Here is a 12,762-nt window from a genome sequence, read left to right as displayed (position 1 = left end):
CTGAGGGCATGAAAAACGACAGCCGCACTTTTGGGCCGGCTGCCGTCGTTTATTTAACGTATGTTAACTATGTCTTAAAGCATCACGGCGTCACGCGCAGCGAATCCACCAGCATATACGAGCCCGTCTTTTTGACGACCTTGATCGTATGGGAGCCGGCGGTCAACCCGCTTGTGCTGTAGATCGACTGATTGACAAGGCGTGTCGCGTTGTATGTGTTTACCGTCGTCTGCAGGAGGTTGTCGATATAAATGTCGACGTTGCCCTGGTCCGACGCTTTCTCGCCAAGCAGTTCGATCCCCGTCCCGTTAAACGTGTATTGCATGTAATCGTTGTTGACAGCCGTGAAGTGCACGTCGTCGTTGTAATCCCCATAGCCCCGGCCGGCGTTCACCGACCAGGTGCCGGAGTAAGTAATGCCGGAATCCGTATTGTTCAGCTGAATACGGCTGCTGCGGACGTTCAGCTTGTCGAGCAGCATGTACGTGCCTGACTTCTTCACGGCTTTGATCGAATGGGAGCCGCTCGTCAAGCCGCGGATGCTGTAAACGGTCTGCTGCGCGAGCCGCGTCGCGTTGTATGTGCTTACCGTTTGCTTGAAGACGCCGTCGATATAGATGTCGATGTCTCCTTGCGACGAATCCTTCTCGGTAACGAGATCGACCCCCGTACCGTTGAAGGCGTATTGGAAATAATCGTTGTTCGTCATCGTATAGTGGACGTCATCGTTATAATCCCCGAAGCCGCGCGCAGTGCTGGTCGTCCAGGATCCGGAATACGTAAAGCCTGCATCCGTATCGTTCACTTCGATCGGCGCAGCTACGTTAAACGATAGCTTGTCGAGCAGCATATACGTACCGGTCTTTTTCACCGCCTTCAACGTATGGACGCCGTTAGAGAGCCCGGAGACGCTATACACCTTCTGCTGTGTCTGTCGCGTCGCATTGTACGTGTTGACCGTCTGCTTCAGCACGCCGTCGACGTAGATGTCGACATTCCCCTGCGACGCATCCTTTTCGGTATACAGGTCAATGCCGGTGCCGTTAAACTTGAATTCAAAATAGTCTCCGTTCGTCTGCGTATAATGGACGTCGTCCTTGAAATCGCCGAGCCCGCGATTCCAGCTCCGCTGCCAGCTTCCCGTATAGGAGATGCCCGTGTCGTCGTCGTTGACGACATTGGCGCCGCCGTTCGTAACGACTCGCAGCATCCGGGACGCATGCGGTGCGAGACTTACAGCGCTGTAGCTCGTCGCGAACTTGCCGAGATCGGTATGCGTCCACAGGTCGCGGACCGTAGCGGAGCCGTATAGGCCGATGTCGCTCCAGTTCGCCGTCACCGTTGCCGCAGCGCTGCCCAGGTTAAACAGGGCGACGGTGTAGCTGCCGTCTCCGTTGTTCGCGTACCATACCTGCTGGCTTGTCGCGGTCGAGACCGGATGCGCCGGTCGCCCTGCTTGATTGACCGCGATCACTTCGTCATTCGTCAACAGTCCGATGCCGAAGCTATCCAGATTGGTCAAGTCGTTACCCGTATAGAGCTGCGCCGACGACATCGACCACAACGTCATCGCCGTGCGGCGTTCGTCTTGAGTCAGTCCGTCCATTGCCCCGTTGCCGACGTTCAGCGAGTCGAAGTCGTTCCAACCGCCCGGCCTCGCATCGCGCCACCACACTTCCGCATCCGGAAACAGGCGGGCGATGTTGTTCCACTCGGTCAGCTTCACGCCTGGCTGATACGCTTCGACGTCCCAATCGACGCGCCAGCCGTTGGCGTATTGCTTCCAGTAATCGACGTAGTTATGATCAAGCGCCCAAGAGAGCTCGAACCAGATCCCATGCGAAGCAAGCGCGGTTGCCCACGCCTTCACGTCGTCGCGCGCGTCGATCGACGTATCGTTATGGCCGGAGCCCGGCGTCACGCTGTCGAACTTCACGAAGTCGATGCCCCAGGACGCGATCAGATCGGCGACAGAGTTGACGTAGCTTTGAGCGCAAGGATTGGCGAAGTTGATCTTGTATCCGATGTTCCAGTAATCCGCCGTCGTAAGCGGCAATACGGCGATATCCTGCATGTGGCAGGAAGTCGTGCCGTAAATCGGCAGGTTGGCATTGTACGCGTCCTTCGACAGTCCCGGAATCAGATAGATCCCGATTTTTTGCCCGTTGTTGTGCACGTAGTCGATGACGTCCTGGAAGCCGTTCGGGTATAGCGTCGTGCTCGGGATCGGCCGGCCGTACCCGTCCATGCTTCCGTTCCAGCCCGCGTCGATGTTGATATATTCGTAGCCGTGCGACTGCAGCGTGGCGTGCATGGCATCCGACTGCGCCTTGATTTGGGCTGCCGTGATAAAAGGAGTGCTGCCCGAATACACCTGCATGCTGTAGCTGCTCCAGCCCATGTAGGGCTTCTGACCGAGTCCGTTGATGGCCGCGCTGGCGACTTGCGCTTGCGGAATCGCGATTCCCGCTTGTGCCGCGAGAATAACAAAGCTCAACAAGAGAAAGCGAAGCTTAATAAAAGGTTTGAACATTACGATCATCATCTCCCATTGTTTTGGATCGTGAAGCCACGAACAGACCGCTGAAGGGTGCGTTGACTTCCCTGCGGCCGCTTTGCAGCTACATACCGTGTTCTCCGCCGCATCCCCCCTTTTCCGGGCAGACTCGCTCTTGAAAGTAGCTAAGGTGCTATACAATGAATGATAGCGCTTTCACAATGAGCTAGATCCATTATCTATGGCTACCGGCCATAAAAATAGGTACAATTGCGTCGTTCGGCGTACCGATGTGCCGATATCGGCACTTTCAAGTACAGATAAACTAAAGAAATCGTGTTCATTTTAAAGAATCATCATGAAAATACCACAAAAAACCACGTTCGGATGAACGCGGTTTGCGGTCGTTATTCGGCGAAAACTTCCAATGAAGTCTTTCACGCGAATGATATTCGCAGCTCGCCCACTGCTATTCGAGAGCCACGGCCATAGCATTATTCTCTACCGCTGCGATCAGAATGGCAGTATCCACAACGCGAGAAGCATACCCCCATTCGTTGTCGTACCAAACAAGCAGCTTCAATTCATTTTCATGCGTCTGCAAGCTCAATCCGTCGACGATCGCCGAATGCGCGTTGCCAATGTAATCGGCGGACACGAGCGGGAGATCGTTGTACGCAATGATGCCGCGATGATTGCCTTCCGCTGCGCGAACGAAAATATCACGTATTTCCGATGGTTCTGCTTTTGTCCGCAACTGAAGCACGACGTCCAGCAACGATACGTCTTGCACGGGAACGCGAATGGATATGCCGTGGATCCGGTCGGCAAGATGCGGCAAAATTTTTCTTAATGCCTTGCCGACGCCTGTACTTGTAGGAATGATCGAACTCGTACAAGAACGCGCCCGACGCAAATCCTTGTGCGGATTATCCAGGTGATTCTGGTCGTTCGTATACGCATGCACCGTGGACATCCAACCTTTTTCGATGCCGAAGGCTTGATCGAGCACATGCAAGACCGGCGCCAGACAGTTTGTCGTGCAAGACGCAGCCGACAAGACGCGATGCCGTTCGGGATCATAATTGCGTTCATTGACGCCCATTAGCAAAGTGAAGTCCGCTTGGTCTGCCGGCGCCGTCAACAGGACTCGTTTGGCGCCGGCAGTCAGATGTTTGGACGCATCGGCGCGGTTATTAAAGCGTCCTGTCGCATCAATGGCCAGACTTACGCCCAACGCTTGCCATGGTAGTTTTTCCGGATCCTTTTCGCACAAGATCGCGATCTTCCGGCCATTGATCGACAGTTCGCCATCTCCAATGAGGATGTCGGCATCCCACGTGCCGTGTACGGTATCATACTTTAACAAATGTGCCAAGGCTTCTAAAGTACCGGTGGAATTGATCGCAACAAGCTCCACATTCCTGGGAGATTGCTCTATCAACCTTCGAAGAACAAGTCTGCCGATTCTGCCTGTTCCGCTAAGTCCAATCCTCATTTCACAACCCCCTTCATATATAATGCATCATAAATATAACATATATTTTATATATGACTCATTAAATTATTTAATATGACTCATAAATTAAAGTAACGAGGTTACGACCCTCACCTCCGGATAGTGGCTATTCGGTCCCTTCAACAAGCGCCCCCCTTGGTTTTTGAGATACAGATCGAAGAAATCGAGCATATAGGCATTGATAGTGGCATTCGCTCGTACGGAGTCGATCTTTCCTGTAACGCCCAGCCATTTGAATACAGGAGAAATGAACGCTACGTCGGTAAAATTCAAATGCTCCGTTTTATCGATGTAAAGGAATTGTCCCCCTGCAGCAACCGTATCGCGCATTCGCTCAAGCTCCAGCTTTTTGTCTGCCGTTACTTGGTCCATCCACGCTCGCGAGTTGCCCATGCGTTTTAGCTCTGCGTCCGTATAGACGTGATTATCCATCGCCATCTTTAGTCTTTCGAATTCGCTTTCCGAGTTCATGAACAAAAACGGCTTTTGCAGCCCCTCCCTGTCGCGCAGTCGATACAACGCTCCGTCCAAGTCTACGCCAACCGCGATTCGCGGATCGTAAGATGCGTCAAAGGCCGTCGCGCCGCCGATTGAATGACCGAACGTCCCGACATGACCGAGATCGATTCTCCCTTTTAGGAGACTGGGAATCTGACCCGATTGGATGCGTTCAAATTGATCTAGCACAAATGTCACGTCGTCGGTTAACACTTTTCCCAGCTGATCGCGATTGCCGCTTTCCGTTCGATAATCATGATTGGACGAGAATAAGCCGTTTGTCGTGCTCGTCGTGATTCGGCCGTCCGGGAACTGGGTCGCGAATGTGTTGTAGGTGTGGTCGATCACTGCCACGATATAGCCGTGACTCGCGAGATTTTCGGCTTGCGTCGTATGGAGGAACCGGGAAGAGCCGAAGCCTGGATTCCCAAGGATCAGAGGGTATATAGGCTGTGCAGTAGAGACTTCGGCCCCCGAATAAGCATGACTGGATACGTACTTCAAGTGTTGCAAAGTAAATCCGGGGAGACCATAGTTCGAGGCCATATAACTTAAAGTCCGGGTATCCGGAATAAAGGGAGCTTGCTTGCCGTTGCCGACTTGAGCGGGATACCATACCTGAACCATCAACTCTCTCTTACGATCGCCGGCTTTGTCGTAAATCTCGTCTCTGCTTGTATCCACGAGATGAAACGCATGCGTTCCTACCATATACTCGCCTGTCGGCTCTGGCAGCTTAAATACTGGGAAGGCGTATAAAAGAACAGTTGTGATGACCAGCATGATCGCTGCAGCAATACTAGCGGAACCCGATATGAATCGCGGGATGTTTTTTGAGCGGCTTTTTTTAAAATAGCGATAACCTGAAATGACCAAATAAATGACTGTTAAGCAGTAGGGAAAGATCAGCTGGACTCTGTAGCCTTCTACTGTCAATTGAATGACCATGAAAAGCGCTGCGACGCCGCTTGCAACGAATACCGGAACTTTGCGCTGGCCCTTTTTTAATCGGACCGATAATGCGAACGTGCCAATGTTTGATAAAAAAAGCAACCATTCAAACAGCCTCATCCCGATTCTCCTTTTACACCATTTGTGATTTCGTTTGACCCAATCTTATCCGGCGAGGCGAGCCCGAGCTATCGATTTTCCTTACATGTACCTTGCAATTTTGTAAGGCGATCCAAGTTGTTTGCAAAATAAGCCGGCCCGCAAGAAATAAGCTCTAGCTTAGCAGTCAAAGAAAATAAGAAAACCGTCAGGGAAGATCGCCCTGACGGTCCTTTTAGTTTTGGCGGAATTCTGAAACTTGAGTCGCGCGGAACGCCTGCAGCCGGCTCATCCGCCCGTTTCGATGGGGGGCGAACATTCGTTCAGACAGGCCTGGCGTCTCGCCGCCAATGTCGTTCTGCCGCCGGCTGCGTCGTTCTACCGCCCTCAGCGTCATTCTGCCGCCGCAATTCCTGTATATATACATCTTTTTTATTCCGATATATACCATTTTTAGTAAAAAGATGCGAATATACATCTTTTTTATCCTATCTGTCCGATTTCCGGTTTGCGTTTTGAATTTACCTGCACATTTGCAGGTATTTCATCAAGTGTCGTTGATCGGCTGAAAATACCTGTACAAATGCAGGTTTTTGATCCGCAAACATCGAAAAGCTCCCGCTTGCCGAAAATGCGCTGCTTTAATTTATGCTATTAATTAAATGTCGGACACGCGAATTACACCGAATCGAAGCTAAGCAGCAAACTGAACGCGGATGGATCCCCGCCTCGCGCTGCACCCTCTTCTTCCTTTTATAGTTGCGGAGCAGACCGCATCCGGCGATGAAGCTCCTTCACTTGCGCTGCCAATTCCGGAACCGGTCCTTCGACTTCCGTCTCCCGAATGACGTCCTGGATCCGTAAAGTGCGTACCTTAGGCGCAGGAACCCCCCATTCGTCAAGCCAATCGGCCAGCTGCGCGGAGGAGCTCGCATATACGATGCGGCCCAGTTCGACCCAGCCATGGGCTGCTGCGCACATCGGGCAATGCTCGCCGGACGTATACACGGTCGCTTCCCGCCGCTGCTCGGGCGTCAGATGATTAGCCGCCCAGCGGGCAATCGCGAATTCCGGATGCTGCGTATGGTCTCCGCCCGCCACACGATTGCGGTCCTCCATCAGCATGTTGCCGTTACCCGCTACGAGGATGGAGCCGAAAGGCTCGTCGCCGTCATCCAACGCGTCCTCCGCCAGCTTGACGCAACGTCGCAGATGCATCAGATCGATCTCATTAATCATGATTGTTCCTCCCTGTTGTTTCTTATGCCACCATGGTAGCACGAAGAGGTTCATATGCAAAATATTGTGGCCCTTCGCAACGTCTCCTATCGAAGGCAGCCCGGAACTTTATCGATCTTTACCAATTGGAGACGTAGATGCTCCCTTCCCCCGGGCAAAGCACAAAGAGCCGCGCACGAGTTCCGTGCTGACGGCTCTCTTTGTTTCAAGGGTTTAAAGCACGCATTCTACACTCATAGCTGAAACAGGATCGTTGGATTTGTTGCAAGGTTAACTACGCTGTCCTTGCTTGTTCCTCCATAGGTTACATGAAACGTATAAGTACCCGACAGCAGCTCCTTGTTAATCTCCCCATTGTCCGTCGTTCCGAAGGGCCGCCAGCTTCCTGCATAATAGCTTACGATGCCGCCGCCTTGCGGATTCCCTTGGCTGTCCTTCAGCTGCACCTTCACGTTAATCGTCTGGAACACAATCACAGGATCGGTCCCGATATTTTGCGCCTTTTCGTTGTGCGTCCCTTCGTAATTCATGTCAAAGGTATAGGAGCCGGGCAACAGCTCCTTACTGATCTCGCCGCTGCTTGTCGTTCCAATCGTCCTCCAGCTCCCTGCATAATAACTCGCGCTGCCGACATCCAGCGGATTTCCTTGACTATCCTTCAACTGCAGCCTGGTTTTAACGGTCTGGAACACAATGACGGCGTCGGTTTCCGTATTCTGCACCTTCTCCTTTTGCGTTCCTTCATAAGTCATGCTAAACGTATAGGAGCCAGGCAACAGCTCCTTGCTGATCTCCCCGCCGCTTGTCGCTCCGATCGCCCGCCAGCTCCCCGAATAATAGCTCGCGCTGCCGACATCCAGCGGATTTCCTTGGCTATCCTTCAACTGCAGCTTGACTTTGACCGTCTGAAATCCGACCACGGCATCGGTCCCCGTATGCTGCACCTTCTCCTTAATCGTGCCTTCGTATTTCATCGAGAAGGTGTAGCTTTTATCGGGCAATGCTTTACTGACGGATCCGGTGGCATCCGTTGTGCCAAAATCCTTCCATCCTCCGTCGTAGTAGCTGACGATCCCGCCGCTGAGCGGATTTCCGCTGCTGTCTTTGAGTTGAACCTTAACCGTTGTCGTCGTCAGCGTAAAACCGACCATTTGCGTAGTCTCGACATTCCCTGCTTGATCCGTCGATTTAAAACGCACGCTAACCTGACCTTGCTTATCAAACGTGAGCGGCGCCGTATACAGCTGCCATGTCGTCCCGTTATCCAGGCTGTACTCGGTTTTGGCTACACCCGATGCGTCGTCGGCGCCATTCAAGTTAACCGTGACTGGACTTGCATACGTCCCGTTCGGTCCATCCGGCTGCAAAGGCGATAAACTCGCTGTCGTGACCGGCGCTATTTTGTCGTTATTAAAGGCAGGATCGGGCGACTCGGATTTGACCAAGCCAACCCAGTCCAAATTCATCGACCCCACGACGTCCCACATTTTGAGTTCGACAGGTCCCGCGGGCAGATCCGTTCCGGAATGGATCGTCAGCGCTCGCCAGTATTCCGGCAGCGTCCCCCAGTCCGTCGTCGTCGGCGCTTCCGCAGAATAAAATTGAGCGCCCAGCTTGATCAATCGCGTCGTAAGGCCGCTGGTAACGTCCCAACCGCCCACGTATTTCATCACGATATCGTATTTGCCGGCTTCGGGAACGTTCAGCGCCCACGATATGCTCTGACCGGGATTGGTCCATCCGGTGACGCCTTTCCCCCCTGATAAAAAGGGACGCGTGTTGTAGACGGAAAACGCGCCGCCGTCTGAATCGCTGAAGCTTTCGGCTTCCGCAAAAACATCCAGATCGCTCTTCACGGTATCGTAATCGGCCGTAGCGTCGGCGGCCGTTTTGGCTCCCGACCCGGCGCTGCGCAGCTTGAGCGTGCCGCCTTGGTTAGGCACGATAATCTTGGCATTCGCGCCTAAGAACATGACCGGCTGCACGCCGCCGATCGACTCGAAGGTAAGGCCGCTAGGCGCTTCAAGCACTTCGTACAGGCCGGCCGTATTGGTCAATGCGCCCCATGCCGCAACGCCCCCTTTTCCGTTGCCGTAGGCCGACAACGTTACCGACGATGCCGTACCGTTAATCTCGACCGGCAAAGCTACGTTGGCCACGGGAGCCGGTGCCGGGACATTGCTCAGTCGAAGCTGATGCTGCCCGGGCTCAACGTTTAACGTTAATTGGTTAGCGGACGTAACCCAATGGACGCCGCGCGCATAAACGGCTGCCGTCACGCTGCCGCCTTGCGGAATGCTGCGGTAGGATTCATCAAGCATCGTTGTGACGCCGGACTTTTGCAGGCTCACTTGCGTTGCCTGCGTACCGGTGATGGACAGCTCGTCGACCGACAGCGCGATCGTCGCCGGCTGCGTGCTGCTGATCAGCGTTGCTCCGTTCTTGATCAGCTGGGTCCCGCCAACCAACAGAATGGAATCTCCTTTTACGGTAGCCGCAATGCCATCGAACTGAATGCTGCCGGTATTGACGACACCGCTTTGCGCCTTGCGAACATAAACGTCCGTCCCGTCGTTAAAATGCAGCTTCCGGTACGTGCCGAATTCCTCGCTTGCGATATTCTCCGGCACGGCATCCACGCTGTAAGGTACATACGTGGAGACGATCGTCGCGTAATCCGTTTTTGGCGTCTTAAACCCGGCATGAAGCCGCGTGTTATTCGCAAATGCACCTTGCGGAGGCAACTCTTCGCCGTTAAAGCCGAGATACTTATCCGTGATCGATGCCGTCAGATTCGGATAGTACAATCTCACTTTCATCGCAGCCTTGTTTTTGACGATCGTCGCGCCGCTCTGGTCTGCGTCCAGCGTCATCTGCTTATCGGCGTGCAGCCAGTATTCGAAGCTCGAACTGCCCGGCTCCCGGGCCTTCAAGTTATCGATGACCACGAATGCGCCCGGCTTCACGTAAATGATGCTGCGCTGTGCCTGGTCCAGGCCGATATGGTTCGGATCGATGTTGTAGGCCGTCGTGGCGTCGCCTACCGCAGCGTCGAAATCCTTGTTGGTCGCGAAGCCCGTGATTTGACCCGAGGCTTTCATATCCCAAGCCTTTTGTCCTTTTTTACCGTCGTACGTAATCGCATTTTTGGCGAAGGTTTGCTTGGCGTAATTTTGATAATGCGGATAATCGAAGTTGTCATAAAACCCGCCGTCTAATGCAAGCTCCTCGCCAAACGCGTTGATAATAATCGCGTTCTGATCGGCGTGGCTATGATTATAGCTGCCAAAGGGACTGGATTTGAAATAGAGCGATATTCGCTTGGGATCGTATAGGCTGGAATGCATGGCCACCAAACCGATCGTATCGAAGTATTTGGCCGTCGGCATCTCTACGGGCGGGCGCGGTGTCAAGCTGCCGTCGGCATACAGGTAGCTGAAAAAGTCCTCGCTATTGTAGGGGCTCTTCTGCGCATACCACTGCATGACCGGATTTTGGAGCATCTGTGCGTTTCGCATCACGCTTTCAGAAAAGAAGCTCGTTGCGATGTTGTTGATATCGTCGCCGAATTCGCCGTTTTTCTGGCCGACCGGCAACATGTATAGAGGAAACCATGACTCATTGCGCGAAAATGCCTTTTGATACGTATTAAAATTAGTCGCCGCATAGAGTACGTCCATGAAAGCCTTGTTGCTGAGGGTAGACCATTGCCAATAGCCGATGCCGTTGCCCCAGGCACCGTCTTCCCCGCCCCATGGCGGCAGCAGATTAATGTAAGTAGGAACGATCTTGTTGAACCATTCCTGCGCTTTCGCCGAAACGACGGTGCCGCCAATGTTGACGTCGTCATGCAAAAGAGCCGTCGCGATAATACCCAGGTAACCGTACACGGTCCAGCCATGCGAATCATAGGGCTTTGAAGAGATCGGCAAAGCATCGTACAGCACATCGTCGGCAATCGTCTGGGATCTGTCCATGATCATCGTTAGAGCCGTTACTTTCTCCTGCGCGCTGAGGCGGTCGTAGATCCAGTCGTAGGCGATGGCGCTTTTTAATGCGATTTCCCGATGCGCCTGGTCGTTGGCCGTATAGGTAGTCGATCCTGTCGTCGTTCTCCAAGTCGCGAGATTCAGCAGCCTCGCCTTCGCATAGTCCCCGTAAGCCGTGTTGCCGGTGATTAAATAAACGAAGGCGGCATCCATCATTTTGCCCGTTGCCGCTCCCGTTTCAGAACGTACCGTTAATATATCGGTCGACGTCGGTTCAGCCGGCAAGGTCGTGTCGTTCAAATTGACCTTCGAGAAGATTTTATCGTAGGTCGCCTTGCCGTCGCCGTCCTTCCGGGCGCGGAATGCGCTCAGATCGGACGCGCTCGTCAGGATGCGCGGATGAGAAGTCGACACGGCATTTAACAGCTGCGATACGGGGGGCACCGGGAACGGTACGGCATCCGCATCGATACGGAATTTGCGAGTATCGCTCCAATTCGACCAGCCTGCCGTTTTATGAAACCTTACTCTCCAGAAGTACGACTGACCTGCAACGAAGGGTTGCGGGAAATTGTAGAAGTTGGTAGGGATATCGTTCTTCTGATAGACGATGTTGCTAAAGGCGTTGTCGCTTGCCACTTGCAGCTCGTATACATCCCCGCCTGCGATGAATGGCCAGCCGAAATCCGGCGGATTCTGGGTCGTTACCAAGTTATCGACCGGTTGAAAATGCCTTGTTTCGGATGGCTCGAGTCCGGTTGGCCATAAAATCGTCCCTGGCGTTGGCGTCGCTGTTGGCGTCGCTGTCGGCGTGGCTGTTGGCGTGGCTGTTGGCGTCGCTGTTGGCGTCGCTGTCGGCGTCGGTGCCGGAGGGGCATCGGCTGCCGTCAATGATGCCTGATCGAAATATACGTCGGCTTGCCCGGCGCCAGGCGTAGACAATTCCACCTGCACCGCGGTCGTCCCGGCAGGCGGCACAGCCGATACAGTCAACGTTTCCCAGCTGCCGACGGCCGATGATTGCGCTTCCATATCGGATTGGCCTGAAGCCCCCACAAAGTGCAAGGTCAGAATTCCTTTGCCCGACAGCACATTGGTTTTTACGGCTGCCGTATACATTTTGTTGGAGACGACAGGAAGCGTCGGACTTTTAACGCTGTAAGCGTCCGTTGCCGAGTTATCGGCGATGTGCAGCGATCTGTTGCCGTGAGCCAAATAGACAGCGGCGGCGACCGAAGCGATGCTGGATGACAGCCCGTGATCGACCGCCGTCCATTCCGTTGGCCTTGAACCCGACGTGGCTTCGAAGCTCGGATTGAGGAGCAGCTCGGTTGTCTTATACGATGCGTCGTCCACATAAGCAGTACCGGTGACGGAGAAGCTCGGAACGACGAGAACCAGCTGTACCGTCACGGTATTGGCTGGAGGCGTATCGCTAACCTCCAACGTCTGCCAGTCCGCGGCGGGCAATTTGGTGGCAACCTTTTGCGCGAAAAAAGCATTGTTCGCGTCGAAATAACGGACGAGCATGGAAACGCCGCCCTCCAACACCTTCACTTTGGCGCTGGCCTGGTAGGAGGTTCCCGGGGAATACGGCATCCTTTGACTTACGACTCCCGCTCCTGCCGTCGTGGAAGTGTCCGTAAGCTTCACGCTGCGCGTCCCTTCCGCAACCTGGTCGGTAGCGGACGCTACGGTTATGCCGGTTGCATTTTCGAAGATCGTCCAGCTGGAAGGCATGCTGCCGGACACCTGCTCGAACCCGGGATTGGGGACCAGCTCGGGTCCCATCACCGGGTTCGTTCCGGCAGCGCTTGCGAATTGAAAAGTAAACAAGTTCAAAATCATGCTCATTCCCAGTACGAATACAACAAACGTAGAAGTTTTGCGTTGCCAATTAAGATGAACCAAATTGATTCGCCTCCTACTTTTTTGGAATTCCCTTTCAATACGAATGCCACCTCACTATG

The 12,762-nt window shown here is 53.7% G+C and carries 5 protein-coding genes; all 5 read right to left on the bottom strand.

Annotation, left to right across the window (positions count from 1 at the left end):
* Positions 1 to 82: 82 nt before the first annotated feature.
* The 5 genes from ACFSR7_RS33130 to ACFSR7_RS33110 all read right to left on the bottom strand — a co-directional run bounded on the left by ACFSR7_RS33130 (position 83) and on the right by ACFSR7_RS33110 (position 12,703).
* A complete protein-coding gene (locus tag ACFSR7_RS33130) occupies positions 83 to 2,533 on the bottom strand; it encodes a glycoside hydrolase family 27 protein (protein WP_378168926.1) in 2,451 nt (816 codons plus the stop codon).
* A 433-nt stretch (positions 2,534 to 2,966) separates the two neighbouring features.
* Positions 2,967 to 3,995, bottom strand: coding sequence for a type I glyceraldehyde-3-phosphate dehydrogenase (gene gap / locus ACFSR7_RS33125; RefSeq protein WP_378168925.1), 1,029 nt, complete (start codon positions 3,993 to 3,995; stop codon positions 2,967 to 2,969).
* Positions 3,996 to 4,082: 87 nt separating this feature from the next.
* A complete protein-coding gene (locus tag ACFSR7_RS33120) occupies positions 4,083 to 5,585 on the bottom strand; it encodes an alpha/beta hydrolase (protein WP_378168924.1) in 1,503 nt (500 codons plus the stop codon).
* Positions 5,586 to 6,317: 732 nt separating this feature from the next.
* Entirely contained in the window at positions 6,318 to 6,803 is a 486-nt protein-coding gene (locus ACFSR7_RS33115) for a nucleoside deaminase (RefSeq protein ID WP_378168923.1), read from the bottom strand.
* 233 nt (positions 6,804 to 7,036) lie between these two features.
* Positions 7,037 to 12,703, bottom strand: coding sequence for a DUF4962 domain-containing protein (locus ACFSR7_RS33110; RefSeq protein WP_378168922.1), 5,667 nt, complete (start codon positions 12,701 to 12,703; stop codon positions 7,037 to 7,039).
* Positions 12,704 to 12,762 lie beyond the last annotated feature (59 nt).

This window comes from Cohnella sp. GCM10020058 (assembly GCF_042683485.1).
Classification (GTDB): Bacteria; Bacillota; Bacilli; order Paenibacillales; family Paenibacillaceae; genus Cohnella.
The sequence above is the reverse complement of the archived record's forward strand: the minus strand, read 5'-3'. Positions and strand labels throughout refer to the sequence as shown.